Origin of the sequence: Oscillibacter sp., from assembly GCF_031978065.1 — a bacterium.
Lineage (GTDB): Bacteria > Bacillota > Clostridia > Oscillospirales > Oscillospiraceae > Oscillibacter.
In genome coordinates this window covers 25,817-51,836 of sequence record NZ_DALZCH010000004.1, presented here as the reverse complement: position 1 = coordinate 51,836, position 26,020 = coordinate 25,817, and the positions used below count along the sequence as shown (strand labels likewise).

General features: G+C 58.5%; 23 protein-coding genes. 1 reads left to right on the top strand and 22 read right to left on the bottom strand.

Features of this window, described 5'->3' with window-relative positions; all coding sequences use genetic code 11:
• Window position 1 precedes the first annotated feature (1 nt).
• From nhaC to argC, 5 genes are all read right to left on the bottom strand, one after another.
• On the bottom strand, window positions 2-1,417 hold the full coding sequence (nhaC, locus tag RTK01_RS01245; RefSeq protein ID WP_312279226.1) for a Na+/H+ antiporter NhaC: 1,416 nt from the start codon (window positions 1,415-1,417) through the stop codon (window positions 2-4).
• 286 nt (window positions 1,418-1,703) lie between these two features.
• Window positions 1,704-2,927, bottom strand: coding sequence for an aspartate aminotransferase family protein (locus tag RTK01_RS01240; protein WP_312279225.1), 1,224 nt, complete (start codon window positions 2,925-2,927; stop codon window positions 1,704-1,706).
• Window positions 2,928-2,967: 40 nt separating this feature from the next.
• Window positions 2,968-3,840, bottom strand: a complete 873-nt coding sequence (argB, locus tag RTK01_RS01235; protein ID WP_312279224.1) for an acetylglutamate kinase — start codon at window positions 3,838-3,840, stop codon at window positions 2,968-2,970.
• A gap of 11 nt (window positions 3,841-3,851) precedes the next feature.
• Window positions 3,852-5,072, bottom strand: a complete 1,221-nt coding sequence (argJ, locus tag RTK01_RS01230; RefSeq protein WP_312279223.1) for a bifunctional glutamate N-acetyltransferase/amino-acid acetyltransferase ArgJ — start codon at window positions 5,070-5,072, stop codon at window positions 3,852-3,854.
• A gap of 46 nt (window positions 5,073-5,118) precedes the next feature.
• Complete coding sequence (gene argC, locus RTK01_RS01225) at window positions 5,119-6,192, bottom strand: N-acetyl-gamma-glutamyl-phosphate reductase (RefSeq protein WP_312279222.1); 1,074 nt, start codon at window positions 6,190-6,192, stop codon at window positions 5,119-5,121.
• Between the two features lie 180 nt (window positions 6,193-6,372).
• Here argC and RTK01_RS01220 point away from each other — a divergent pair, with 180 nt between their 5' ends.
• Entirely contained in the window at window positions 6,373-7,266 is an 894-nt protein-coding gene (locus RTK01_RS01220; protein WP_312279221.1) for a LysR family transcriptional regulator, read from the top strand.
• A 76-nt stretch (window positions 7,267-7,342) separates the two neighbouring features.
• Here RTK01_RS01220 and RTK01_RS01215 read toward each other — a convergent pair whose 3' ends face one another.
• From RTK01_RS01215 to RTK01_RS01135, 17 genes are all read right to left on the bottom strand, one after another.
• Window positions 7,343-8,023 (bottom strand): TIGR00266 family protein, encoded by a 681-nt coding sequence (locus RTK01_RS01215; RefSeq protein WP_312279220.1) that lies wholly within the window; start codon window positions 8,021-8,023, stop codon window positions 7,343-7,345.
• A 414-nt stretch (window positions 8,024-8,437) separates the two neighbouring features.
• On the bottom strand, window positions 8,438-10,249 hold the full coding sequence (lepA, locus tag RTK01_RS01210; protein WP_312279219.1) for a translation elongation factor 4: 1,812 nt from the start codon (window positions 10,247-10,249) through the stop codon (window positions 8,438-8,440).
• A gap of 48 nt (window positions 10,250-10,297) precedes the next feature.
• Window positions 10,298-11,338, bottom strand: coding sequence for a hypothetical protein (locus tag RTK01_RS01205; RefSeq protein ID WP_312279218.1), 1,041 nt, complete (start codon window positions 11,336-11,338; stop codon window positions 10,298-10,300).
• Between the two features lie 10 nt (window positions 11,339-11,348).
• Window positions 11,349-12,788, bottom strand: a complete 1,440-nt coding sequence (locus RTK01_RS01200; RefSeq protein ID WP_312279217.1) for an MBOAT family O-acyltransferase — start codon at window positions 12,786-12,788, stop codon at window positions 11,349-11,351.
• Window positions 12,789-12,792: 4 nt separating this feature from the next.
• On the bottom strand, window positions 12,793-13,470 hold the full coding sequence (locus RTK01_RS01195) for a helix-turn-helix transcriptional regulator (protein WP_312279216.1): 678 nt from the start codon (window positions 13,468-13,470) through the stop codon (window positions 12,793-12,795).
• 226 nt (window positions 13,471-13,696) lie between these two features.
• Window positions 13,697-14,581, bottom strand: coding sequence for an HAD family hydrolase (locus RTK01_RS01190; RefSeq protein ID WP_312279215.1), 885 nt, complete (start codon window positions 14,579-14,581; stop codon window positions 13,697-13,699).
• A 178-nt stretch (window positions 14,582-14,759) separates the two neighbouring features.
• Window positions 14,760-15,575 (bottom strand): DivIVA domain-containing protein, encoded by an 816-nt coding sequence (locus RTK01_RS01185; RefSeq protein ID WP_312279214.1) that lies wholly within the window; start codon window positions 15,573-15,575, stop codon window positions 14,760-14,762.
• A gap of 75 nt (window positions 15,576-15,650) precedes the next feature.
• Entirely contained in the window at window positions 15,651-16,091 is a 441-nt protein-coding gene (locus tag RTK01_RS01180) for a cell division protein SepF (RefSeq protein ID WP_293009945.1), read from the bottom strand.
• Window positions 16,088-16,804, bottom strand: coding sequence for a YggS family pyridoxal phosphate-dependent enzyme (locus RTK01_RS01175; protein ID WP_312279213.1), 717 nt, complete (start codon window positions 16,802-16,804; stop codon window positions 16,088-16,090). Before RTK01_RS01175 ends, RTK01_RS01180 begins: the two co-directional genes overlap by 4 nt.
• Before the next feature lie 16 nt (window positions 16,805-16,820).
• Entirely contained in the window at window positions 16,821-18,125 is a 1,305-nt protein-coding gene (locus tag RTK01_RS01170) for an HlyD family efflux transporter periplasmic adaptor subunit (protein ID WP_312279212.1), read from the bottom strand.
• Window positions 18,126-18,176: 51 nt separating this feature from the next.
• On the bottom strand, window positions 18,177-18,401 hold the full coding sequence (gene hfq / locus RTK01_RS01165; protein ID WP_293009942.1) for an RNA chaperone Hfq: 225 nt from the start codon (window positions 18,399-18,401) through the stop codon (window positions 18,177-18,179).
• 59 nt (window positions 18,402-18,460) lie between these two features.
• Window positions 18,461-19,405 carry a tRNA (adenosine(37)-N6)-dimethylallyltransferase MiaA gene (miaA, locus tag RTK01_RS01160; RefSeq protein ID WP_312279211.1) on the bottom strand — a complete coding sequence of 315 codons (945 nt, stop codon included), beginning with the start codon at window positions 19,403-19,405 and terminating at the stop codon, window positions 18,461-18,463.
• 1 nt (window position 19,406) lies between these two features.
• The gene (locus RTK01_RS01155; protein WP_312279210.1) at window positions 19,407-19,586 is read right to left on the bottom strand and encodes a DUF6440 family protein; all 180 of its coding nucleotides are present in this window, start codon (window positions 19,584-19,586) and stop codon (window positions 19,407-19,409) included.
• 18 nt (window positions 19,587-19,604) lie between these two features.
• On the bottom strand, window positions 19,605-21,686 hold the full coding sequence (gene mutL / locus RTK01_RS01150; RefSeq protein ID WP_312279209.1) for a DNA mismatch repair endonuclease MutL: 2,082 nt from the start codon (window positions 21,684-21,686) through the stop codon (window positions 19,605-19,607).
• Between the two features lie 25 nt (window positions 21,687-21,711).
• Entirely contained in the window at window positions 21,712-22,422 is a 711-nt protein-coding gene (locus RTK01_RS01145) for a type II CAAX endopeptidase family protein (RefSeq protein ID WP_312279208.1), read from the bottom strand.
• A gap of 22 nt (window positions 22,423-22,444) precedes the next feature.
• Window positions 22,445-25,048, bottom strand: a complete 2,604-nt coding sequence (gene mutS / locus RTK01_RS01140) for a DNA mismatch repair protein MutS (protein ID WP_312279207.1) — start codon at window positions 25,046-25,048, stop codon at window positions 22,445-22,447.
• Between the two features lie 100 nt (window positions 25,049-25,148).
• Window positions 25,149-25,979, bottom strand: a complete 831-nt coding sequence (locus tag RTK01_RS01135; protein ID WP_312279206.1) for an MBL fold metallo-hydrolase — start codon at window positions 25,977-25,979, stop codon at window positions 25,149-25,151.
• Window positions 25,980-26,020: the final 41 nt, after the last annotated feature.

Genomic DNA, 26,020 nt, shown 5'->3' with positions numbered 1-26,020 from the left:
ATTATTTGGCTACCGGCGCCGCACCCTTCTTTTTACTTGCCAGGCGCACGCCGTCCGCATCGGCCACGGTCAGGCCCATAAAGGCCATCACAATCACGACGATGGGCATCAGCCAGTTAAATACGGCGTAAGGCGCATACTGGGCGGTGGTAATGCCCAGGGTGCTGAAAATAAACACGCCGCAGGTGTTCCAGGGGATCAGGGCCGAGGTAACGGTGCCTGCTCCTTCCAAGGCGTTGGACAGAGTTTTGGGATGCAGGCCCATCTTGCGGTATTCCTCGGCGTACATCCGGCCGGGAACCACGATGGAGATGTACTGCTCGGGCATGGTGGCGTTGGAAATCACGCAGGTGGCTTCGGTAAGAGTGACCAGCGTGGCGGGGGTCTTGGCAAGCACCTTCAGCTTGTTCACGATGACCTCAAGCTGATGCGTATACTCCATAATGCCGCCGAACATCATGGCGATGATGGTCATGGAGACGGAGAACATCATGTTGATAAGGCCGCCGCTGGAAAGCAGGCTGTCAATAGACTCCACACCGGTGTTGCATTCATAGCCGCCCATGCCGCAGGAGAAAAGGGTGCCCAGCGTGCAGTCCGGCTGGAAGATCAGTCCGCACAGAGCGCCGGAGAGAATGCCAAGAGTGATGCCGGGGATAGCCGGAATCTTGCAGGCCACCGCCACAATCACGATAACGGGAGGCAGCAGCAGAATCGGATTGACGTTAAACAGGCCGCTCAGCGTGTCGGAGAGGACCTGCACCTGGCTCAGATCGGCCTCACCGCCGTGATACTGGGTGAAGCCCAAAACGCCGTATACCACCAGACACACAGCGTAGACCACGGCGGTGGGAAGAATCATAAATCTGACGTGGGTCATCACGTCGGTTCCGGCCATAGCGGGGGCCAGGTTCGTGGTGTCGGACAAGGGGGACATCTTGTCGCCGAAGTATGCGCCGGAGATGACCGCGCCGGCGGTCATGCCGGGGTTCATGCCAAGGCCCATGCCAATGCCCATCAGAGCCACGCCCATGGTGCCCATCGTGCCCCAGGAGGTGCCGGTGGCCAGAGAGGTGACAGAGCAAATCAGCAGCGCTGCGATAAAGAAGATGCTGGGCTTGAGAACCTTCAGGCCGTAGTAGATCATAGAGGGAACGACGCCCGAGTCAATCCACACGCCGATCAGAATGCCGATAATTGTGAGAATAATGATAGACTGCAATGCTTTGTAAATGCCGTCCATCATGGACTTTTCAATGTCCTCCCACTTGTAGCCGAGATACAGTGCCATCAGTGCGGCGCCGATCACGCCGATAAACATGGGAACGTGGGGATCCACTCCGTAGACAACGATGCCAATTGCCAGCATGGCCACGAGGAACAGCATGGTCAGCAGGGCCTCCCACAGTCTCGGCATTCTGGGCTCTTTTACCTTGTTTTCTCCACTCATCGTTTTACCAACCTTTCTTCACTTTTCATTTCGATTTTTGTTGATCGCCAATGTATTCGTTCAGAGGTGTGCTTTTACGGTAATTTGGTGAGTTCTTCTCTTCGATGAAATAACCGACATTTCGCAGTTATGCCGCCCTTTTCTCTCCGAAAACCACTCATGCAGGGGTTCGGGCGCTAACAGACCGGAGCGGTCTGCTTCCCCGCGCCGCAAAAAATCGGCCTGCGGAGAAGAGGGGCTGCCGGGAAGGGCTTTACCAGCCCAGTTTGGTCATGGCGTCGTCCACGGCCTTGATTACAATGTCAATCTCTGCCTCGGTGACAATCAGGGGAGGCACAAAACGAAGCACGTTCCCATTGGTGTTGTTGATCAGAACGTTGCTGTCCTTGAAGCACAGGTCCACCACGGGCTGGCCGGAGGGCTGATTCAGCTCGATGCCGTCGATCAGGCCGAGGCCCCGGATTTCCTTCACGGCGGAGGGATGCTTGGCGGCGATCACGTCCCGCATCTGCTGGCGGAAGTATTCGCCCACCTTGGCGCAATGGTCGATGACGCCCTCGTTGAGCATCACGTCCAGCGTGGTGGCAGCCAGCGCGCAGGCCAAGGGGCCTCCGGCAAAGGTGGAGCCGTGGGTGCCGGGGGTGAGGGTCTGGGTGGCCTCGCCACGGGCGCAGACCGCGCCGATGGGAACGCCGGAGCCCAGCGCCTTTGCCATGGAGCAGGTATCGGGATCCACGCCGTAGTTCTGATGGGCAAACAGCTTGCCGGTGCGGCCGGAGCCGACCTGCACCTCGTCAAACATCAGCAAAATGCCCTTCTCGTCGCACAGGTCCCGCAGGCCCTGCAAAAACTCCTGAGAAGCGGGACGAACGCCGCCCTCGCCCTGCACAGGCTCGGTGAGGATGCCGCAGACATACTCGTCCATCAGATCTTTCACGGAGTTCAGATTGTTAAACTCGGCATAGCGGAAGCCGGTGGGCAGGGGCTCGAAGAAGCGGTGCACGGCATACTGGCCGGTGGCGGTGGCGGTAGCCAGCGTGCGGCCATGGAAGGAGTTCTTCATGGTGATGACCACAAAGCGCTCGGGGTGGTCGTGGTCCTTGGCAAACTTGCGGGCCAGCTTGATCTGGCCCTCGTTGGCCTCCGCGCCGGAGTTGGCGAACAGAACCTTGTCAAAGCAGCTGTTTTCAACAATCAGCTTGGCGGTCTGCACGGCGGGCTCGTTGTAAAAATAGTTGGAGCAGTGCAGAATCGTCTCGGCCCGCTCCCGCAGGCACTTTGCAATGGCGGGATGGCAGTGGCCCAGACCGTTGACGGCAATGCCGCCCACAAAGTCCAGATACTTGTTGCCGTCCTTGTCGAAGACATAGACGCCCTCGCCCCGCTCCATGGAGATGGGCATACGGACATGGTTGCCGTACAGGTACTTGTCACCGGCCTCAATGACCTCCGCGTTAGTCTTGTAGAGCTCAATCATGGTGGTTCCCTCCTTGTAGTTATCTGAAATATTGTTTTGGTTATTTAATGCCCACGCTGGGCCGCTCCGTCCCCACGGTGGTGCCGATGCCCTCGTCGGTAAAAGCTTCGTACAGGATACTGTGGGGTTTGCGCCCGTCGATGATGTGCACGCTGCCAACGCCCTCTTCGATGGCCTGCACACAGCAGTCCACCTTGGGAATCATGCCGCCCGCAATGGTCCCCCGGTCCTTGAGCATCTGAACGTCCCCGGTGTTGAGATAGCTGATGACGTCTCGCAGCTTGATGTCGTTGCAAAGGCCCTCAATGTCCGTCAGCAGCACCAGCTTTTCCGCGCCCAGCGCGCTGGCAAGCTTGCCTGCGGCGGTGTCGCCGTTGATGTTGTAGGTGTGGCCCTGCCCGTCGGTCCCCACGGGGGCGACCACAGGGATAAAGCCCGCGTCCAGCATGGCGAGAATAGAAGTGGGGTCCACGTAATCAATGTCACCCACATAGCCCAGCTTTTCGCTGCGCTTGTGGCAGTGATAAATGTCCCCGCTGACGCCGGACAGGCCCACGGCCTTGCCGCCAAGCTTGTTGATAAAGCCCACCAGCTCGGTGTTTACCTGCCCAACCAGCACCATTTCCACCACCCGCATAATATCCTCGGAGGTGTAGCGCAGGCCGCCGATAAACTCCACGGGAATGTTCAGCGTCTCCAGCATTTTGTTGATGCCGGGACCGCCGCCGTGGCTCAGCACGGGCTTCAGGCCCAAGAGCTTGAGCATCACCACGTCGTGCAGCACGGCGTCCTTGAGCTCTTCGTTGATCATGGCGTTGCCGCCATATTTGATGACGACGATTTTACCGGCATATTTTTGCAGGTAGGGCGTCGTCTCCATCAAGGTTTCCACCTTACTTGCGATGTTGGTCATATGTATCCTCCTTAAGAGCGATAGTCGCCGTTGATCTTCACATAATCATAGGTCAGATCGCAGCCCCAGGCCTTGGCCTGCCCGTCGCCCTGATAGAAACGGACAATGATGGTGATATCATGCTCGGTGAGGATTTCCTTGGCCTTTTCCTCGCTGAAATCGGTGCCAAAGCCGTCTTTCATCACCTGCACCTCGCCAGCGGCGCTCTTAATGATGCAGTCCGCCCGGGTGGGGTCCACGTCCGCGCCGGAATAGCCCGCGGCGGCCATAATGCGGCCCCAGTTGGCGTCCCGTCCGAAAACGGCGGCCTTAAACAGCATGGAACCCGCGATGGACTTGGCCACCAGCCGCGCGTCGTGCTCGGTGGGCAGGCCGTAGGACTCCACCTCGATGAGGTGGGTGGCGCCCTCTCCGTCGGAGGCGATGCGCCGGGCGATGTCGATGCAAATGTACTCAATTAAGCCTGCCAGAGCAGCCTTGTCCTCTTCCGTTTTAATTTCCACACCGGAGGCTCCGTTGGCCAGCAGGAAGATGGAGTCGTTGGTGGAGGTGTCTCCGTCCACCGTGCACATATTGAAGCTCTTGTCCACCGCGGCGGAAAGCATCTTCTGCAAATCCGCGGAGTCGGCCTTGGCGTCGGTGGTGACATAGGCCAGCATGGTGGCCATGTTGGGGTGAATCATGCCGGAGCCCTTTGCCATGGCGCCGATGCGGATGGTCCCGCCGGAAAGGGTCAGCTCATAGGCGGATTCCTTGCGCATGGTGTCGGTTGTCATGATGGCCCAGGCGGCCTCTGTCCCCTTATCGGCAGACATGGTAGGAACCACGCGGCGCACGCCGTCCAGGACCTTATCCTCCGGAAGACGCTGCCCGAGGACGCCGGTGGAGCAGACAAGCACCTCGTCCTCACCAAGGCCCGGAAGTTTTTCCGTCCCCGTCTCCACCAGCTTTGCGTCCCGGATGCCCTGCTCGCCGGTGGCGGCATTGGCGTTGCCGCTGTTGATGACGATGGCGCGGGCCTTGCCCTTTTTAAGAATCTCCCGGCCCAGAATTACCGGAGCGGCGCAGAACTTGTTGGTGGTGAAGCAGGCTGCGCAGGCGCAGGGCTGCTCGGAATACAAAACGGCCACGTCGGGCTTTTCTTTTTTGCGGCTTTTAATCCCCGCGTAAACAGCTCCGGCCGTAAAGTCCTTGGGAGCGGTAACTCCACCCTGAATCACTTGATATGCCATATGCATGACTCCTCTCTGAATATGAATGGGAAGCAGACCCTAAAAATTACGGATACATGGGCGGGACCAGAAGGCCGGTTGTTTCCGGCAGGTCCATAATGAGGTTCATGTTCTGAATGGCCTGACCCGCCGCGCCCTTTCCGATGTTGTCGATTACGGAGCTGACGATCAGACGATGGGTCCGCGCGTCATACACGGGGGTCATAGCGCACAGGTTTGTGCCATAGACCCACTTGGTCTGCACGGGCTGGCTGGCGGGGTAGACCATGACAAAAGGCTCGTCCTTGTAAAACTCGGAATACATCTGATAGAGCTCGTCGTTGGTGTAGTCCCGATCCAGCGTGGCATAAATGGTGACCTCGATGCCGCGGACCTGAGGCAGGAGGTGGGGCTGGAAGTTGATGTACTGCCAGGTTTCCGGCTTCATAGTGTCCTGGCCGGTGATGTAGGCGATGTTCTGCTCAATTTCGGGGGTGTGGCGGTGGGACGAGCTCAGGCTGTACGCACAGAAGTTATTTTCCGCCTCGGTGAGCAGCTTGTTCAGCCCCGGACGGCGACCCGCGCCGGTGTAGCCGCTCTTGGCGTCAATTACAATGGTGTTTTCCACGATGTGGCCCGCTTTCAGCATGGGCTGAAGGCCCAGAGTGGAGGCGGTGGGATAGCAGCCGGGGTTCGCAATCAGGTTTTTGCCCCGGGCCAGATCGCGCATCACTTCGGGAATGCAGTAAACGGCCTCCCGGGTCATGTCGGGGTCGGGATGCTCGGCGCTGTACCACTTGTTCCAGACCTCAGCGTCCCGGAAGCGGATATCAGCGCCGATGTCGATAAGTTTCTTGCCCTCGCCCAGAACGATTCTGGCGAACTGAACCACCTCGCCGGAGGGGACGACAATAAATACAACATCGCTCGCCCGGGCGGTAAGACGTACATTTTCCTCCGTCAGCTCCATAATGTCTTTGTCGTAAAAGCCACGCAGAGCGGGGTGAGACTCCTGAATTTTGCTGCCCACCCCAAAGGTATCCAGCACGTTGACAAGCTCCGCCCCGGGATGATTGACCATCATCCTAAGCAGCTCTCCACAGACATATCCCGTGGCGCCGATGAACGAATAGCGAACCATGACACTTCCTCCTTTTTATCTTGCCAAAGCCGAAAAACGGCTTTTATTTGGGAATTGACACAGCTAACTGTTGAAATCCCCTGGCATCTATTGTATAGTTTAATGAAGAAATAAGAAAGCGAATTATTTTTTTACATAACATTCTAATTTGGAATGTTAAAGGGAGTTGAAATTTTTTCCATGAGCATTCGGAAATACATTGCTTATTTGCGGACCATTGAAACCGGCAGCATCACTCAAGCCGCAAATGATTTGGGTTATACGCAGTCCGCCGTGAGCAAAATGATTGCGGATTTAGAGGATCTGTGGCAGGTGACACTGCTGACCCGCAACCGCTCCGGCATAGAGATTACCTCGGAGGGGCGGAATCTTCTGCCGAAGCTTCAGGAAATCGTCAGGAATTACAGGGATTTGAATTTTGCGGTTTCAGAGCTCCATGGGGTTCACTCCGGGCTTTTGCGGGTGGGCTGCTTTACAAGCCTGTCCACCAGTGTGCTGCCATCGGTTCTGCGCCTGTTTCATGAGAAATATCCCAATATTCAAATTCAGCTTTTTACGGGGGAATACAGCAACGTCTCCGAGTGGCTGCGCCGGGGCATGATCGACTGCGGCTTTCTGGCGATGCCCGCCGCCGGGGAATTTGAGGCAACCTACCTCTTTCAGGATTCTCTGGTGGCTGTGCTTCCTCCGGAGCATCCCATGATTAACGAGCCTTGCTTTCCTGTCAGTCGCCTGCCGGAGGAGAGCTTTGTAAATCTCAAAGAGGTGCAAGACTATGAAATCACCCGCTTTTTGGACCATCTCAGAGCCTCTCCCAAAACCATCTATGAGGTAACCAGCGACTTTGCGCTGCTGTCTATGGTGGAATGCGGTCTGGGCATGAGCATTGTGCACGATTTGATTTTGCGGCCCAACCGCTATAATATCGTCCGCCTGCCTATGGATATCACCCAGTTTCGGGAGGTGGGCATTGCCCTCAAGCGCGATGTCACGCCCTCGGCCGTCACGTCTCTGTTTTTAGAGCACGTGGTGTACTGCATGAAAAAATCGGCCTTTCTCGAGGGAATGAATTAAAGAGAAAAAGTGGCGGAATGCGGGAAGACCCGCTTCCCGCCGCTTTTTTAAATATGTTCCGCCTTGAGATAGAAGATCACTTCCCAGTGGGGATATAACGCCCGATCACGCCGGCCACATTGCTGATAGGCATGGTCTGCAAATAAACGCGCCCCGGCCCGGTGACCACTGTGTTAAACAGACCCTCACCCCCGAAAATGACGTTTTTCATACCGGGAACGGTTTGAATGTCCATGGAGCAGGTGGCATCCATCGCGGCAAGATAGCCGGTGTCAACCACCATGGATTGGCCTGCCGCCAAATCGTATTCCACGATATGCCCGTCAAACTCGGCAAAGACGATGCCCCGGCCCGACAGCTTTTGCATAATAAAGCCCTCGCCGCCAAACAGGCCCGCGCCCAGCTTCTTGCGGAAAAACACGGACAGCTCCACGCTTTCCTCGCTCGCCAGAAAGCCGCTCTTTTGCAGCACCAGTTCCCGGCCCGGTTCAATTTCAAACACTCGGATATCGCCGGGAAAGCTGGAAGCAAAAGCAATCATCCCCGGGCCGCCCTTGGCGGTATAGCGGTTTTGAAACATGCCCTCTCCGGCAAACATCCGCCCCAGCGCCTTGCCCATCCCGCCGTTGGAGGTGGTTTCCATTTGCATGTTGGGGCTCATCCAACTCATGCTGCCCCGCTCGGTGATCATGCTTTCTCCCGCGTTAAGCTGGCAGATGACCACAGGCAGGGTCTGTCCTTCAATTTTGTATTCCATAGTTCGCTCCTTCTAAATTTGATTCGGCGGCAGATGCCTCCATCCGGGGCGTAACCTCTGCTGCCATCCTTCCGGGGCGGATGATCAAGTAAAACCCGTGGGCAGGCCCATGAGGGTTTACTTTTATTTTAATCCGTATTATCCGCTATTCCGTTGCTCCCGTCAATATATTTTGTGAAAATATTCAATAAATCGTGTATAATATTTTTGCGCGAAATGTGACTCTGTTTTGTAAGATTTAATAAATTCCCTTATACGAAGACAAAATTTCAACTTTTGTGCTTGATAAAAAGTAAGGGTCTGAAATTTTTAATGATAAATTATACTGATGATGTGTATTTTTTACCACACTGCGGACCACAAGAAATCCACTGTATGCCCTGCGTTCCGGGTGCTGTTTCCGGGAGGAGACGTTCATTCGTCTCCGTCCAGCTTGAGAACGGCCAGAAATGCCTCCGTGGGGACCTGAACGGTGCCAAGGGAGCGCATTTTCTTTTTGCCTTCCTTCTGTTTTTCCAGCAGCTTTTTCTTCCGGGTGATGTCGCCGCCGTAGCACTTGGCAAGTACGTCTTTGCGCATGGCCTTCACCGTCTCCCGGGCGATGACCCGGCCACCGATGGCCGCTTGAATGGGGATTTCAAAAAGTTGGCGGGGAATGTTGTCCTTCAGCTTTTCACACAGCCGCCGCGCCCGGGGATAGGCCTTGTCCCGGTGGGCAATGAAGGACAAAGCGTCCACATGGTCGCCATTGAGCAGCAGATCCACCTTCACAAGGTCGCTGGGGCGATAGCCCGAAAGCTCATAGTCCAGCGAGGCATAGCCCTTGGTATTGGCTTTCAGGGTGTCAAAAAAGTCGTAGATAATCTCGTTGAGGGGCATCTGATAATGTAGCTCCACCAAATTCGTGTCCAGATACTGCATGTCCTTAAACTCTCCCCGCCGGTTCTGGCACATGGGCATGATGTTGCCCACATACTCGTTGGGGCTGATGATGGACACCTTTACATAGGGCTCCTGCGCCTCCAAAATAGCTGCGGGGTCGGGGTAGTTATGAGGATTGTCCACGGTGAGCTCTGTTCCGTCGGTTTTTGTTACGTGATAGATAACGGAGGGAAGGGTAGTCACCAAATTCAGATCAAACTCCCGCTCCAGCCGTTCCTGAATGACCTCCATGTGCAGCATTCCCAAAAAGCCGCACCGGAAGCCAAAACCCAGCGCCGCCGAGGACTCCGGCTCAAAGGAAAGAGACGCGTCGTTCAGCTTGAGCTTGTCAAGAGCGTCCCGCAGGTCGGGGTACTCGGAGCCATCTTCGGTGTAAATGCCGCAGTAAACCATGGCCTGCGCGGGCCGATAGCCGGGCAGAGCCTCTGTCGCAGGGCGCCCCGCGCCCGTCACCGTGTCGCCCACCCGTGTGTCCTTTACATTTTTGATGCTTGCGGTGAAATAACCCACCTCGCCGGCCTCCAGCACGTCGCAGGGTTCCAGCCCCAGCGGCAGCAGATGGCCGCACTCCACGATGCCGTACACCGCACCGGAGGCCATCATTTTCACCTGCATCCCCGGGCGGAGAGTTCCGTCCATCACGCGCAGATAGACCACCACGCCCCGGTACGCGTCATACTGGCTGTCAAAAATCAGAGCTTTCAGCGGCGCGGCCCGGTCCCCCTTGGGGGCGGGGACGTGCTTCACCACATCCTCCAGCACCGCGTCGATGTTGATGCCCATTTTCGCCGAAATTTCCGGCGCGTCCATGGCGGGCAGGCCGATGATGTCCTCCACCTCCTGCTTGGCCTTTTTGGGGTCGGCGGCGGGCAGGTCAATTTTGTTGAACACCGGCAGAATTTCCAGATTGTGCTCCATGGCAAGATAGGTGTTGGCAAGGGTCTGTGCCTCCACGCCCTGAGTGGAGTCCACCACCAGAACGGCTCCCTCGCAGGCGGCAAGAGAACGCGAAACTTCGTAGTTGAAGTCCACATGGCCCGGGGTGTCGATGAGGTTCAGCTCGTAAACCTCGCCGTCCTGTGCCTTGTAGTTCAGCTTTACGGCCCGGGCCTTGATGGTGATGCCCCGCTCCCGCTCCAAATCCATGTTGTCCAGAAGCTGGCTGGACATCTCCCGGGCGGAGACGGCCTCGCATTTTTCAAGCAGCCGGTCGGCCAGCGTGGATTTGCCGTGGTCGATGTGGGCGATGATGGAAAAGTTGCGGATATGAGACTGATCGGTCATATATGGAAAGCCTCCTTGGCGCCTGCCCCACAGGGGGTGCGGCGCGATTTACGCGAAGATTTTTTCGTAGTCGTAGTTTACCACAAAGGCGTGGAGCGCGTCCAGTCTATCACGGTAATTCTCCTCTGTCAGACGGTATTCGTCCCCGGGCATGGCCTGAGACATGGCATAGGTCACCCGGCCCGCCACATGGATGTGGTCGGCGTAGTTTTCCAGATCGCAGATGGTGTCCGTGTCGGTCAAAAAGCACTGAAGGTCTGCGTTTTTATAGGGCAGCAGCGTCTCCGCCGTGCGGCGCAGCAGGGAAAACACCGCATCGGTTTCACCCAGACGCTGCATTTTGTCCCAATAGAGGATGCTGTATGGCGAAAGAAAAAAGACGAACTCCGTGTCGGGATGGGCCTTCAGCCAGCTTGTCACCACCGCCAGATTTTCGTCGCAGTCCTGTAAAAACGCGTCCGCAGGAAGGGACTTGTCCGCAATTTCCGGCCGCTCATAACTGCCAAGGGCCAGCTCCCGGCTGAAATACATGGTTCCTTCCCACAGGAACGCGTCCTGCAAGGGAAGCGTTCGCCCCCGGTCTTTTTCTCCCGCGGCGTAGACGGCGCGGAGCAGCACGTCCTTGCTGAAAAGGTACTCCGTGTCATTCCATGACTTGTCGTCATAGAGATAGGAAGGAAGTTGATCCGGCGCGTCTGACGCGGGACGGGCCAGAATGTTGGGGTCCAGACCAAAAATCACCCGTTTCACGTCCTGACGTGCATAGGCGTAGTCCAGCGCCTGGGTAAACTCGTGAAATCCTCCGTTGGGAAAAGTCACCTTCACGGTAGAGGTGTCGTAAAACACGTCGAACCAGAAGGGGCGGTAATTGGCGGCAAGGGACGTGCCCATCAGCACCGTTTCATAGCTTTGGCTCCGCAAAAGGCCCGCCGCCTGATACCTCTCGTCAAACCAGACCTCTCCCTCCGGGTCGGGGGCATGGTAGTGAAAAAAGGGGTCCACCGCCGCCACCGTGCCGGCGCAGAGAAACAAAATAAACATAAAGCCTGCCAAAAGCCCCACGGCCCAGCGCTTTTTTGTGTTTTTCACAGCGCCCTCCTCAAAAATTCGCATAAATGAACGTGGACACCCCGGAAAACGACAGCACGGCCCACGCCAAAAGGATGCAGCAAACCGAGCCCCGCAGGAAGGCTGGTCGGAAGGTTTCCATCCGACGGATGGTGTTTCCCGGCTTCAGCGCGGCAAGCAGTGCGATCAGAAATACCGCCGCCAACAGCAGATTGCCCGCGTTTGGGCCAAGCCCCAGCGCGGAAAGGGCGGTCGTCTCCGAGGGGAGCAGGTTTTCCGTCAGAAAGGGGGGAATACCCCCGCCGATGGAAAAAGCACTTCGCAAAACGGACGCCGCCGCGGAAAAAGACGGGGCGCGGAAAAAGACCCACGCCAGATTGACAAATAAAAACGTCCCTGTCCAGCGCAAAGCCTTTGGCAGGCGGGTAAGCCGCGCCCCGGCGGCCCGTTCTATGACCTGCGCAAGACCGTGAAGCAGACCCCAGACGAGGAACGTCCAGCCTGCCCCGTGCCAGAAGCCGCTGACGAGAAACACCAGCAGAATGTTGCCATAGGTCCGCATTTCGCCCCGGCGGCTGCCTCCCAGAGGAAAGTACAGGCACTCCCGCAAAAATGTGGTCAGCGTGATGTGCCACCGTTTCCAAAACTCCCCCACACTCAAGGAGCGATAGGGCGAGTCGAAGTTTATGGGAAGACGCAGGCCAAGCAGCCGGGCCGCTCCTGTGGCAATGTCGCAATACCCGGAGAAGTCAAAATACAGTTGCAGGGTATAGCCCAAGATGACAAGCCACGCCGCGGGGGCGGTAAGCCCGTCCAAATGTGCGTAGCCGCCGTTGACCACCGCGCCCAGAGAATCCGCCAGCAGGACTTTTTTCGCCATGCCGAAGGAAATGGCGTACAGCCCCGCCGCCCGGTCTTCCCAGTCGGGGCAAAGAAATTTTTCACCCCGAAGCTGAGGGAAAAACCCACTGGGGCGCAGAATGGGGCCGGAGGACACCGTGGCAAAAAACAGAAAAAACAGCGCGAACTCGTCACCCCGCAGCCGCGTAGATTCCGAAAGGGAAAATTCCCCCGTGCCGACCTCCTTTAAAAACCATAGCTGTTGAAAGGTAAAAAAGCTCAGACCCAAGGGCGCCCAGCCCGGAGAAACGGTTCCGCCTGTGAAAAACCCCAGATACTTAAAGCCCAGCAGCACCGCAATGTGCCACGCCGCCGCCATGGCGAGTGCCCACTTGCGCGGTGTTTCCCGCCTGAAGTGGAAAGCCCGCGCGGCGGCAAAGGTCACAAGGCTTCCCAATACCAGCGCGGCAAGGCCGAGCGTGGCGTGGGACCCCAGCCCCCACAGGTAGAATATCACGGAAAAAAGCGTTAACAGCAAGATTCCCGCCGGTCTGCTTTTTTTCGCCGCCAGAGGGCAAAGAACCGCCGTCAGGGCCAGCAACAGCAGAAAAGACAGAGATTGGAAGCCCATTTTCTCACTCTTTCACAAGGGCCGCAACCCTTGCGTCCGCGCTGTGAAGCACCTGCGTGATACACTGGCCGCTGCTGGGATAGCTTTTGCTCAGCGTCTCTCCTGTGGTGTCGGGGAAATCGGTCTTTTGAGACCGCAGGGTTTCCAGTGAGCGGACGTACCGCGTCTCCGCCAGCTTCATTCCGGCGGCGGGTAGGCCCATGGCCACCAGCTCCGCCGGGGCGGAGAACATTGACTCGTTGCCGCCCCCGGCCCGGTGCAAGCGGCGGAAGAGAATGTAGACGGCGCCACCCAGCATCTGCGCGGCCTCGTTCACCGCGTCTTTGTCGTTGAGCTTGCCCAAAAGATCAAACAAAACGCTCACAGCTCCGCCGATCAGCTTGGATTGGAGGGTAGCCAGAACACTTCCCCGCAAAATGTTTCCCTGATCCGCCATGCTGACAAGATCGTCCTCCGTCAGCGCGCCGCCCTCGCGGGTGAGCGTCCGGCCCAGCAAAAAGTCCGCCGACACATGGTAGTATTCGCAGGCCCGCACCACGAACGCAAGGCCCGGCTCCCGTGCCCCGTTTTCATAGTGACTCAAAAGAGCCTGAGAAATGCCCAGCTCTCCCGCAGCCGACCGCTGGGAAACGCCCCGCTCCTGCCTTAAAAGGGACAGGGTTCTTGAAAATTCCGTGTTCATTGTTTCTCTCTCCTTCGCACTGATCCGCCGCCGAATCATCTGCTTTCTAAAATCAAACTGCACTTGTCGTCCGCCGCGCCCAAACCCGGAGGTGTCGCCGTATTTGACGAGGGGAATGCAAGGCAGCCTCCCATACCCTGCGCCCTTGTCTGTCAAAACGCAGGCGCAAAATTACACGCTGTATAGTTTAACATAAACTATACAGCGTGTAAAGATAATCTTGCATTTAAAAAAGACAGGCCTGCTCCGGCAGCTCGCACCGCCCAATGGAGCGGAGCTGCTGGGTGTTTTCCTCCGTCAACTGTTCCGTAATCGCCATACGGCGCAGAATGTTTTTCACCGTCTCCTCCAGCGCCGTGCCGGGGGAGTAGTCCGCCGGAAAGATGAAGTCCACCCGGCCCTTGGCCAGCAAATCCTCTACCCCTGTCCGGTTGGACGTCTGATACACGGCGATGGCCTGTCCGCCGTAGGCCCGCATCATCTTCATACAAGGCACATCGGAAAGGCCGTCCCCCACGTAGATCATGTTTGTAAAAGGGACGCGCTTGCCGTCGTCGGGCATGGAGGCGTTGAGATCCCGGTCGTTGGACACGTCCAAAACACCCTTGTTAATGCGGTAGATAAACTGGGTTTTGGCGGTGAAATTCACCGCCAGCTTGGGCCAGACCGGGCGGCCCTGCTCGTCGTAGTAAAACTCGCTGGCGTAAATCTCCTTGAACGCCCCGCTGATGGAGCTGCCCTCGATAATTTCCCGCAGGCCGGAGGAAATAACATAGTGCTCCACCTGCACGCCCTGCTCTTCGCCGAAGGCGTTCACCCGGGAAAACCAGTCCTCCACTCCGGGGAACAGAACAATGCTGCGACCCTTTTCCACCAGCTCCGCCCGGGTAAAGGGCAGGTTTTTCCGGCCTGCCTCCCGCAGCATGGTGTACATATAGGCAAGAATCCCGTCCATGCGGTTTTCGTGTCCAAACCTGTTGGCCTGTTCCCAGAATTCCGCCGGGGCCATTCCAAGACTTGGGATAAAGGCGTAGTCCTGCATATCGGTGGTGCACAGGGTTTTGTCAAAATCATAGAGAAACGCCGCAATGGGTCTGGTTTCCCGCTGCATAAGAGTCCTTCCTTTCCCGGATGAAGCCCACAAAAAAGCAAAACCGTCCCAAACCGGCAGGCGGCTCCTAAAAGCCCTCTCGGTCTGAACGGCTTCGTGCGCTCCATCGTGCCCGTGGCCTGAAAAGCCTAAGCCCCGCCGAACGCATCGTCCGGCGGAACTCTCTGCTTCCAGCGGCTTATTCGGACCGGTTATAGTTCCGTCCGAACTTCAATTCGTCCAGCTCAATTTTTTTGGTTGGCTCCTCCGACATGGGAATAAACGGATTCCCCTCGGGATAGGGAAATTCTTCGCCCTTTTCCGCTTCCGTCGGGGCGGACTGCGCTACGCGGTCCGGTGTGCGCTCCGGCGCAGGCCGGGCCGTCTCTTCGGGCTGCGTCGGTTGGGCTTGGGCGGGAATCGTCTGAACGGGCACGGATTCCCCGGAAAAATCCTCCGCCGGGATTTCTGTGGGGGCGGGTTCCTCCTGCCGGAAGGAGCCCATAATGCTGGCTTCGATTTCTCCGGCGGGAATTTCCGGCGCCGACGGGGCCGGTGTGTTTACCTCCGCCTGAGGAAGCTGTTCTAAAAATTGGAGTTGCTGGCGGCACAGGCCGCGCACTCGCTCGGAAAAGGCGGCGAGTTCCCGCTGACCGAGACGCAGACGCTCCTGCATCTCCTCCGCCTCGCGGCGCAAAGCCCCAATTTTCTCCTGCGCGTGAATTTCCCCGTCCCGCAGCATTTGGTCGCGCTTTGCCTCCGCCTCCCGGACGATGGAGTCGGCCATCTTCTGGGCGGTGAGCAGGGTGGCTCGCATGGAGTCCTCCGTGGCGCGGTAATCCTCCACCTTTTCAACCAGCACCTTCATTTTTGCCTTCAATGCCGCGTTTTCCTTGTACAGCGCGGTGTAATCGTCGGTCACCTCGTCCAGAAATTCGTCCACCATGGCCATGTTGTAGCCGCCCATCACGGCCTTTGCAAACGCATGGCCGGAAACCTCCTGCGGTGTCAGCAATGCAATAACCCCCTCCGCGTCCGCGGGGACGCCGGTTTCATAGATTTTTCTCCCGGACTCCCCGGGCGGACAGACTTAGAAATAAAGGCCGTTGTTCTCCAACTCGTCAATCAGGTCTCCCTGAATGTCCACATGGTAGGGCGTGATGATGTACGTATTGGCGGCCACCTTTTTGATCTTGCCCTCCCCGGCGTAGGCCACGCCGGACAGAAAGTCGATCAGCCGCCGGGCCACGTCCTTATTGGTGGATTCCAGATTGAGAACCACGGTGCGCTTGTCCTTCAGATGGTCCGCAATTTCCGAGGCGTTTTCAAATCGCTCCGGCTTCACCAGAACCACCTTCAACTGAGTCGTGGCGTGAATGTTGACCACCTTGTTGTGGCGCTCCTCCCCGCGGGAAGACTTGCGCTCTTCAAAGGCGCTCTCTCTGCGAGACGGTCCGTCAAAATCGTCAAAGTCCTCGTCCTCATCCTCGTAGGGATGGGTCCATTTTTTCAGTTCATCCAAAAGGCTCATACAGTTCCCTCCTGATTTGCGGCGGGGTACGCCCGGTGGCCAAAAATGGCCGTTCCCACGCGGATCATGGTGGCTCCGGCGCGGATGGCGTCGGGATAGTCCCCGCTCATTCCCATCGACAAGATATCGAGTGTATTATCATATAGTTTTTGATTTATGTCAACATAAAGCCTGCCGACTTTTTCAAAATTTGCAAGATTTTCCCCCAGTTTTGTCTCGATGGGGGGAACCGTCATCAGTCCCCTCAGCCGGACATGGGTCAGTTCCATCGCCTTTTGAGCGGCGGTGGAAATGGACGCAAAGTCGTAGCCGCTTTTGGCCTCTTCGCCGCCCACGTTTACCTCCAGAAGAATGTCCTGCACAATTTTCAGCTTTTCCGCCTGCCTTTCGATCTCCTCCAGCAGCGCGTCGGAGCCTACAGACTGAATCAGCGCCGCCTTTCCCACCACCTGGCGCACCTTGTTGCGCTGCAAATGGCCGATGAAGTGGAGAGGCGCGCCGTCATAGGCGTTTTCAGCCAGCTTAGACGTCATCTCCTGCACCCGGTTCTCCCCCAGCGCGTCGATACCGGCGGCGATAGCCTCCCGGCAGGCGGCGTCGTCATTCATTTTACTGGCCCCAACCAGCGTGATCTCCGCCGGATCACGGCCTGCGGCTTTGGCCGCCGTCGCGATTTCAGCGCGCACCCGCGCGACGTTTTCTCTAATTGACATAAAAGACTTCCTTTCTCTAGCCCGCGTAATTGACCACCGCGCCGTGCTCCAGCCCCTCGGCGGAAAGAATCACCTCGTCGCCGGGGCGTAGGGCAGTCTTGCCAACCCCTTCTGCGCGGACTACGGCGTAATCGTCATCTCCCGACCACAGCACGGTCACAGGCTTAAAGCAGGCCTCCACGCCAACAATACAGTAAACACCAGCGGTCCCGTTTTCGTCCACCCGGATGGCCTGCTGGGGAATCCGGATGCCCGCGTAGGAGGAGAGTATCACGTCGGCAGACTGGCGGCGAAGCAGCGTAAGCTGCGCCAAATAGGAGCGCCCGCGGAATACCACGGCCACCCGGCCGTTTTCCGCTTCGCCAACGGACTGGACGGTGACGCTCAAATCCCGGTCCACGCCCTTGGCAAACCGCAGGGTCTGCGTGGCGCCGGGAACAAGAGCCTTTGCGTCGGCAGTGGAAAAAGCCCCCGCGAAGTACCACGTCTCTCCCACCACCAGCTTTCCAACGTCGCCGGTAGTCTCGGAGGGCTGTAGGCTGCCAAGGGTGGAGGGGGTCAGGGTGTCAAGCGTATCTGGCGTCAAAACCGTCTCATAGCCGTCCACCACGGCGGAATACAGCCCTGCCTTTGGGGCCGTCACCGTCCGAGAGGAGCCCGCGGACTGGGCCTTCAGCGTGGTAAGCTGGCTTTTTAGCTCGGCCGTCTGGGCTTTCAGCTCTTCGGCGTCCGTATACGTGTAATCACGGCGCAGTACCAGCGCCTCCAGCTCCGCCACGCTGCCGGTGGCCGTGTCCAGCCGGTCTGCGGCCACGGCCCGGCGCATGGTTACAAGCGTTTCCGCGATCTGGCTGTCCAGTTGAAGGGCCGCTTCGCTGGCGGAGGCCGCCTCCGACGCGTAGTTTAACTGGTCCAGACGGGTCTGAAGCTTGTCAATCGCCGTCTGTCGATCCAAGGAGGCCTGGTCGGAATAAATCTGCGCCACCTTTCCGCCTGCGGCTACCCGCTCGCCCTCCCACCGGGTTAGCCGCAGCAGTCCGCCCCCCGAATCCGGCAGCACCAGCTCGTCCCGCACCAAAAAGCCGGTGACGGAGAGGGTGTCCTCCACCTGATAGGAATAGGCCACGGCAGTAATCAGCGGGTCGGCATAGGCCTGATAGACCTTGACTCCAAAGTAGGTCAAAACAGCCAAAAAAATCAAGGCAGTTAAGGCTTTGGTGCCCAGCGCTCCGCCCTTTCTCCCGGCGATGTTCTTTCCATGGGCCGCTTCCTCCTCCGTGCTTCTGACGGATTCGATTTTCGGAGCGTTGTGTTTTTTCATAGGTACCCTCTTTGTCTTTTGGGCGGAACGCGCCATCTTTACTTCGCCCGGTTATTCCTCGTTCAGGTCCACCGTCCGCACGGGGGCGATGGTGGAGATGGCGTGCTTGTAAATCACTTGCTGCTTGCCCTCGGAATCCAGAACCACCACGAAGGAGTCGAACCCTGTGATAATCCCCCGCATCTGAAAGCCGTTCATCAAAAACAGCGTGACGGGGACCCGATCCCGACGGGCCTTGGTGAGAAAAATGTCCTGCAAGTTTGATTTGTTCTGCATATGTATCCGCTCCTTTTCTTTTTTTCAAGCGGACCGAGCTTTCTCTGCCCGCCTTGGACCTAGAATAAGCCCTCCTTGGAGAGGATTTCAGTCGAAATCTGCATGGCGCGGACAAAATCTCTGGTTTTTTCCCATTCAATCCAGCGGACGGACGGGTCCCGGCGCAGCCAGGTGAGCTGGCGCTTAGCGTATTGCCGGGAGCGGAGCTTCACTTCCTCCACGGCCTCGCCCTCGGTTTTTTCCCCAGCCAGAACCCCGGCGAACTCTTTATAGCCGATGGCCTGCATAGAGGTGGCACTGCGGGGAAGGCCACGGCTTAAAAGCGCGCGAACCTCGTCTAAAAGCCCTGCTTCCACCATGGCGTCCACCCGGCGGTCAATCAGTGCCTTCATGTCGTCCCGGTCGGCAAACCGCAGCCCGATCTTCACCGCTTCAAATCTGGGGGGCAGCGCCCGTTCGGCGGCGTTGTGAGCCGAGATGGTCTGCCCCGTCTCGTGGAAGACCTCCAATGCGCGGAGAATGCGCTTTTCGTCGGCGGGATGAAGCTTTTCGGCGGAAACGGAGTCCACCCGGTGCAGCTCCTCCAAAAGAGGGCCGATGCCGTCCTGCTCCAGTCGGGCTTCCAACGCCGCCCGGACAACGCCGCCCGCCATGCCGGGGGCAAAGCCGTGGCCCCGCAGCAGCGCGTCCAGCCATAACCCTGTGCCGCCTACCAAAACAGGGCGTTTCTCCCTGGCCAGAATATCTTCCACCACCGGCGTGGCGGCAGAGACGTACCGGGCGGCGGACCAGCTCTCTTCCGGGTCCGCCACTGCCAGCAGGTGGTGAGGGATTCCCTCCGTCTCTTCCGGTGTGGGGGCGGCGGTGCCGATGGTCATGCCCCGATAAATTTGCATAGAGTCGCAGGAGATAACCTCTCCGTTGTATTTTTGGGCCAGTAAAACACCTAGCTTTGTTTTTCCGCAGGCGGTGGGGCCCACCACGCAGATGAGCTTTTCCGCCATATCAGTTCTCCGGTCCCAGCAGAGTGACCACCGGCGTTCCGTCGGCATTCAAAAGGGGGGTCAGTCCCCCGGCGTACCCGCTGGCATGAAAGAAGTAGTTCACGCCTGTCTTCCGGTCCACCCAGATTTCATTGACGGAGAGGGTTCCCTCATTGTCTATTTTTACAAATCGCTTTTCCATAAAATAGCTCCTTTCCACCTATGCCCGTTTGAACATTTTCTCCAGCTCGTATTTGGTCATCCGCGCCTTTACGGGCCGCCCGTGGGGGCAGTATTGAATCTCGCCGGACTGCACCTTGTCCACCAGCGCCCGCAGCTCACTTTCATCGCTGTCCCAGCCCGCTTTGATGGCGGCCTTACAGGCGATGGTGTGCAGCAGATTCTGCCGCTTTTCCGTGGGACTGCGCCCGGCGCGCAGATTTTCAGCCAGTTCCTCCAGTGTGGAGGGAATGTCCGCCGCGTCCAGATCTGCCGGGACCTCCCGCACCAGAACCGCCCCGTCTCCAAAGTCCTCGCAGGCAAGGCCCAAAGATTCCAGCAGAGAAAGATTTTCCAGCAGCAGCGCACAGTCCTCCCGGGACAGCTCCGCAGCGACGGGGCGCAGCAGAGTCTGGCGCATGGGCGGCTGCTGGGATGTCATCAGGCGGTCGAAGTTGACCCGCTCATGGGCGGCGTGTTTGTCGATGAGCCACACATTCTGGTGTGCGTCCTCGCAGACAATATAGGTTTTTAAAACCTCGCCTGCGATGCGCCAGGGGGCTTCCGGCCCGTCCTGTGTCATCCGCTCTCCCGGCAGGGTCAAAGTCTCCTGCTCCATGGGAATGGCGGGCACAAAGGGCCTTTTGCCCGTCTCCTGCGGCACTGCGGGCGCGGAATCGGTAGGCTGCTGGGAAAAATACGCTCCTTCGGCAGCGCGTGCAGACGCCTCTGTTTGAGGTTCCACCGTCCGGCCTTCCTCGTTCAAAGTCGCATCCCGAACTTCCGCGTTTGCAGAAAAGCCGCCGGAAACGGGAACGGAAAGCTCAACCGGATGGGAGGGCGCGTATGCAAACGCTTCCCAGGCGCTGTCCGCCACGCGGACGGAGGAGGGCCGCTCGGTATTCCACCCGGCCAAAGCGGGTGGCTTTTCCTCCGGGTTTTGTGTCCGGACGGCGGGCTGCCATGGGGTTCCGGCGTTGCCGCCCCCGGAAAGGGCGCTGTGGCGAAAGGCTTTCGCGTCCATGGTCTGGTAAAAATCCCCCCGGGGATTCACCACCGTCTCCGGTGCCGGAGCCGTCGCCTGCGGCAGTCCGTCCGCTGCCAGACTGTCCAGCACGGTGTGGTACACCGCGTCGAACACCTCTCGGTCCCTTGAAAATTTCACGGTGGTTTTGGCAGGATGGACGTTCACGTCCACCTCCGTCACCGGCAGGTCAATCCGCAGCACACAGCCGGGGAATTTCCCTTTCATCAGTTGATTGCGGTACCCCTCCTCCAGCGCGGCGGTGAGAAGCTGGGACTTGATAAACCGCCCGTTGACAAAAAATGTCTGCATAGAGCGGGAGCCACGGCCCAAAAGGGGCTTTGTCACAAAACCCGAGACAGTGACCTCACCGCCCCGGCCTTCCACGGGCGTAAGCGTGCGGGCAAATTCCCGGCCAAGGGCGGCGTAAATGGCGGAGTCCGCCTTTCCGTCGCCGGGGGTGTGGAGGGCTTCGGTCCCGTCCTTGATGAAGCGGAAGGAAATTTCGGGGTGGCTCAGGGCCAGATGCTGCATCAGGCCGTTCACCGCCGCGGTTTCCGCGCTGTCCTTTTTCATAAATTTCAGCCGGGCCGGGGTGTTGAAAAACAAATCCCGGACGGCGATGGTGGTCCCCTCCGGGACCCCCGCGTCCCGCACCGATTCCGCAATGCCGCCCTCCAAGCGGAGGGACGCGCCGGTTTCGCCCCGGCGGCAGGAGGAAATCTCCACCCGGCTCACGGAAGCGATGGCCGCCAGCGCCTCGCCCCGAAAACCCAGCGTGCCCACGCTCGCCAAATCCTCTGCGGCGCGGAGCTTGCTGGTGGCGTGGCGCAAAAATGCGGTGGGAAGCTCCTCGCGGGCGATTCCGCAGCCGTCGTCCGTCACGCGGATCAGGCGCATCCCGCCGTTTTGCAGCTCCACCGTTACAGCGGAGGCGCCTGCGTCCACGGCGTTTTCCACCAGCTCCTTCACCACGCTGGCGGGCCGCTCCACCACCTCGCCGGCGGCGATCAGGTCCGCCACATGGGGGTCCAGTTGTTGAATGTGGGGAATTGTCATAGCAAAACCTTTCTAATTTGTCCGCTCACAGCCGCGAGACCAGCACGCTCAGCACGTTGGCCAGTCCGTGCAGCACCACGGAGGTCCACAGGGTTCCCGAATGGTCATAGGCCCAGGCGAGCACCGCGCCGGGCACCAGATATTGCAGCATCAGCCAGAAATAGGCCGCGTCCTGATTTCCCCAGGCATACTGCCACACATGTAAAAATGCAAACAACACGCTGCTGACAAGATAGGCCACCGTGCGGCTGCGGCTGCGAAGACCGCCAAAAACAAGGCCCCGAAAGAGAAATTCCTCTACAAACGGGGCAAGAAACAGCACGATGAGCAGTGTGCTTAGGGGTGCGGTGTCAATCCGGGCGGAAATGCTGACGTCGTTCAGATTGGTCTGATTATTTATCAGCGCGTGGGTCAGGCGATAGGCCAGCTCGTTCAGGCCATACAGCGCCACAAGGCCCATGCCGAGGGTTTTCGCGGCCAGCGCCGCGTTGTCCACCAGCGTCCGGGTGGAGTGGCCCAGAAGGCCGTGGAAAATCATCGCCGTGACGGCAAACAGCACGTAGTAATAGATGGCGCTTTGCATTCCGGCGCTGATATTGACGTCCAAAAGCAGCTCCGCCAGCCGGAACAAGGGGTCTGTTGCAAAAGGGAGGACCAGCAGATAGATCACAAAGAAAATCGTGCCGCCCGTTATCTCCCCAGAGGAGAGATTTGCCTTTGTGCGCTGTCTTGCCATGTAGTTCTCCTTTTCGTTGTTGTCAGGACAGCTTGCGCTTCAGCTCATACAAAAGGCCCATGGCCTCAATGGGGGTCAGCGTATCCGGCTGGCAGCGGCGCAGCGCGTCCAGCACCTCGCCCTCGCCCACCGCGTCCAAAGACACCTGTCGGGCTTCCTGCCGGGGCTTTACATACTGCACGCCGTTTTCCGCCTCCAGCTCTTCCAAAACGGTTCTTGCCCGGGCCACCACCTTGTCGGGCAAGCCCGCAAGCTTTGCGACCTCGATGCCGTAACTCCGGTCCGCCCCGCCGGGGATGATTTTGCGCAGGAAGATAATGTCCTCGCCCCGGGTTTTCACGGCGATGTTATAGTTCACCGCGCCGGGAAGTGTGTCTTCCAGCTCCGTCAGCTCGTGATAGTGGGTGGCAAACAGGGTCTTTGCCCCAAGCTTTTTGGGGTCCGCGCAGTGTTCCACCACCGCCCGGGCGATGGACATGCCGTCAAACGTGGAGGTGCCCCGGCCAATTTCATCCAGAATCAGAAGGCTTTTTTTGGTGGCGTGGCGGAGAATGTCCGCCACCTCTGTCATCTCCACCATAAAGGTGGACTGGCCCGCCGCCAGATCGTCGCTGGCGCCGATGCGGGTGAAAATCCGGTCCACCACGCCGATGTGGGCGGCGGCGGCGGGAACAAAGGAACCGACCTGAGCCAGCAGCACAATTAGGGCGACTTGACGCATATAGGTGGATTTGCCCGCCATGTTGGGGCCGGTGATGATGGCCACCCGCTGCTCCCGCTCGCCCATAAACGTGTCGTTGGGGACGAACAGGCTGTCTTTCAGCACTTGCTCCACCACGGGGTGCCGTCCCCCGGTAATCTCGACAACGCCGGACTCGTCCACATGGGGGCGGCAATAGCCGTTCCGTGCCGCCACGCTTGCAAGGGAACCCAGCGCGTCCAGCTCGGCTGCCGCCGCCGCAGTCTGCTGGATGCGGGCGGCCTCGGCCACGATTTTTTCCCGCAGCGTGGTGAAAAGCTGATATTCCAGCGCCGTCACCCGCTCGGAAGCGGTGAGAATCTCCCGCTCCAAATCCTTCAGCTCCTGCGTGACATACCGTTCGCCGTTTGTGGTGGTCTGCTTACGGATGTAGCTGTCCGGAACCTTGTCGATCATGGACTTGCTAACCTCGATGTAATAGCCGAACACCTTGTTGAAGCCCACCTTCAGGGTGCGGATACCGGTTTTCTCCTTTTCCCGGGCCTCAATGTCCGCAAGCAATCCTTTGCCACCGTTCATCACGCTGCGAAGACGGTCTACCTCCGGGTCGTATCCGTCCCGGATGAAGCCCCCTTCCCGGACGGAAAAGGGTGGTTCGTCGCAGATGGCGGCGGAAATCAACGCCCCCACGTCCGCAAGCGGGTCCAACAGGTCAGAAAGCTCACGAAGCCGCCGGTCGGAAAACGCGGACAGCCGCGCCGCGATGTCCGGCAGTTTTTCAATGGCGCAGCGCAGGGCCGCAAAATCCCGCCCGCCGGCGGTGCCATAGGTGATGCGGCCGATCAGCCGCTCCAAATCCCCCAGCCCGCTCATGGCGGCAATCAGCTCTTCGCGGCCAATGGTGTTGTCCACCAGCGCGGCCACGGCGGAAAGACGGCTGTTGATGGCAGTGACGGAGAGCAAGGGCCGTTCCAGCCAGCCTCGCAGACACCGGCCCCCCATGGAGGTTTTCGTCTTGTCCAAAACCCACAGAAGGCTGCCCCGTCGCTCCTTGCCCCGCATCGTCTCTGTCAGCTCCAGATTTCTGCGAGAGCTTAAATCCAGCTCCATAAACCGGCCCTGTTCGTAATAGTCCAGCCGGTTGATGTGGCTCAGGTCCGTCTTTTGAGTTTCGTAGAGGTATTTTAAAAGCCCACCCAGCGCCATTGCCGCCGCGGGATTGTCTGTGGGAAGGCTCTGCCAGCCATCCTCGCCGAATTGGTTGCGGATGTTTTTTTCCGCCTCGCCGGGGAGAAAGCGGCCCTCGCCGCCGTTTTCCACCCGGCAGTTGAATTTTTCCCGCAAGGCTTCCGTCAAATGCTCCTCGGCAAAGGCCCCGTCGTTTACCACCGCCTCGGCGGGAGAGAAGCGGCCCAACTCGTTGACAATGTGCTCCGCCCGGTCTTTCCCTGAAAAGGACGTGACGTGGGTTTCGCCGGTGGACATGTCGCAGAAGGCCGCTCCGGCGTGTTTGGAGTCGAGATAAATTCCGCAGAGGAAATTGCCCGCCTTCTCGTCCAGACACGCCGCGTCGATCACCGTTCCCGGCGTCACCACCCGGATGATGTCCCGTTCCACCAATCCCTTGGCCGTGGCGGGGTCCTCCATCTGTTCGCAGATGGCCACCTTGTAACCCTTGGCAATCAGCCGGGCGATGTATGCGTCGCTGGAATGGTAGGGGATCCCGCACATGGGGACCCGGTCCTCCGGGGCTTTGTTTGGGTCCTTATCCCGGCTGGTGAGGGTTAGGTTCAGCTCCTTCGACGCGGTGCGCGCGTCGCTGTCGAACATCTCATAGAAGTCCCCCAGACGGAAAAACACGATGGAATCCGGGTTCTGTTCCTTGATTTTCAGGTATTGCTTCATCATGGGGGTCAATTCCGCCATGGATGGGTCACCTCATTCTCTTTCTAAGCTAAAAGCCGCAGGTCCCGTCAATACGCGGGACAATGTATGTAAAAGATCTCCGTTATGGTGCTGTAAAGTGTCAGATTTCCACGGTGCTGCCGCCGGTCATATAGTGAAGCCGGTCCCCCAACTGCTCCTTTAAAATGGCAAACGCGTCCTGCCCGGTGCAGTGGCCAGTGTAATAAACCGTAAGCTCCCGGGCCAAAAGCTCCCGACCTACAGCCTCCACCAGATCTCTCGGCTCTGTCTCGCCGGTGCCGGGACTGTACAAATGGAACCCGGCGAATACCGCGTCCGGCGCCCGGCCCAAAAGTTCTTCCGCCCGGCGCAGGATGTTGACGATGCCCCGGTGAGAGCAGCCTGCAAGCAAAACAGCCTTGCTGTCCTCGCAAATCAGAAGGTTCTGCTCGTGGCGAAACTCGTCCATGGGGTAGTCCTCGCCTTGCTTCTCTTTAAGCTTATCGTTGGCATGGGAACGGTAATCGGCGGTTTTGATGTCGGAAAAAAGCCGCAGCGTGTCGTCAATTGTCAGCGCGTCCCCGGTAAGCGTCAGCCGGTCTTCAAAGGGGCGGACCGCCTCCGGCATCCCGATAAACTCCGGAACGCCGTTTTTACCCATTGCATAATAGTCGCCCATGGCCGCGCGGCTCAGATAAACTCGCGCGGTTTTGTTAACGGAAAGAAACGGGGCAAGGCCCCCGGAATGGTCGTCGTGGGCGTGGGAGAGCACAGCGGTGTCCACCAAGGCCAAATCAACCCCCAGAGCGCGGGCGTTGTCCAGTACGGCGGGACCGGGACCCATATCAAAGAGGATTTTGTGGGTTTTCGTCTCCACATACTGGCTCAGTCCGTGGGCGTGAACCACGTCGGCGCGGCAGGAGGTATTTTCAAGCAAGGTTGTAATCTTCATGAGATTCGCTCCTTTCAAAAACCCGCGGCAAAAAGCCGCCG

Coding starts and splice junctions, on each gene's coding strand:
- nhaC (WP_312279226.1), bottom strand. CDS start 1,417: ATGCCGAGACTGTGGGAGGCCCTGCTGACCATGCTGTTCCTCGTGGCC.
- RTK01_RS01240 (WP_312279225.1), bottom strand. CDS start 2,927: ATGATTGAGCTCTACAAGACTAACGCGGAGGTCATTGAGGCCGGTGAC.
- argB (WP_312279224.1), bottom strand. CDS start 3,840: ATGACCAACATCGCAAGTAAGGTGGAAACCTTGATGGAGACGACGCCC.
- argJ (WP_312279223.1), bottom strand. CDS start 5,072: ATGGCATATCAAGTGATTCAGGGTGGAGTTACCGCTCCCAAGGACTTT.
- argC (WP_312279222.1), bottom strand. CDS start 6,192: ATGGTTCGCTATTCGTTCATCGGCGCCACGGGATATGTCTGTGGAGAG.
- RTK01_RS01220 (WP_312279221.1), top strand. CDS start 6,373: ATGAGCATTCGGAAATACATTGCTTATTTGCGGACCATTGAAACCGGC.
- RTK01_RS01215 (WP_312279220.1), bottom strand. CDS start 8,023: ATGGAATACAAAATTGAAGGACAGACCCTGCCTGTGGTCATCTGCCAG.
- lepA (WP_312279219.1), bottom strand. CDS start 10,249: ATGACCGATCAGTCTCATATCCGCAACTTTTCCATCATCGCCCACATC.
- RTK01_RS01200 (WP_312279217.1), bottom strand. CDS start 12,788: ATGGGCTTCCAATCTCTGTCTTTTCTGCTGTTGCTGGCCCTGACGGCG.
- RTK01_RS01195 (WP_312279216.1), bottom strand. CDS start 13,470: ATGAACACGGAATTTTCAAGAACCCTGTCCCTTTTAAGGCAGGAGCGG.
- RTK01_RS01190 (WP_312279215.1), bottom strand. CDS start 14,581: ATGCAGCGGGAAACCAGACCCATTGCGGCGTTTCTCTATGATTTTGAC.
- RTK01_RS01180 (WP_293009945.1), bottom strand. CDS start 16,091: ATGAGCCTTTTGGATGAACTGAAAAAATGGACCCATCCCTACGAGGAT.
- RTK01_RS01175 (WP_312279213.1), bottom strand. CDS start 16,804: ATGTCAATTAGAGAAAACGTCGCGCGGGTGCGCGCTGAAATCGCGACG.
- RTK01_RS01170 (WP_312279212.1), bottom strand. CDS start 18,125: ATGAAAAAACACAACGCTCCGAAAATCGAATCCGTCAGAAGCACGGAG.
- hfq (WP_293009942.1), bottom strand. CDS start 18,401: ATGCAGAACAAATCAAACTTGCAGGACATTTTTCTCACCAAGGCCCGT.
- miaA (WP_312279211.1), bottom strand. CDS start 19,405: ATGGCGGAAAAGCTCATCTGCGTGGTGGGCCCCACCGCCTGCGGAAAA.
- RTK01_RS01155 (WP_312279210.1), bottom strand. CDS start 19,586: ATGGAAAAGCGATTTGTAAAAATAGACAATGAGGGAACCCTCTCCGTC.
- mutL (WP_312279209.1), bottom strand. CDS start 21,686: ATGACAATTCCCCACATTCAACAACTGGACCCCCATGTGGCGGACCTG.
- RTK01_RS01145 (WP_312279208.1), bottom strand. CDS start 22,422: ATGGCAAGACAGCGCACAAAGGCAAATCTCTCCTCTGGGGAGATAACG.
- mutS (WP_312279207.1), bottom strand. CDS start 25,048: ATGGCGGAATTGACCCCCATGATGAAGCAATACCTGAAAATCAAGGAA.
- RTK01_RS01135 (WP_312279206.1), bottom strand. CDS start 25,979: ATGAAGATTACAACCTTGCTTGAAAATACCTCCTGCCGCGCCGACGTG.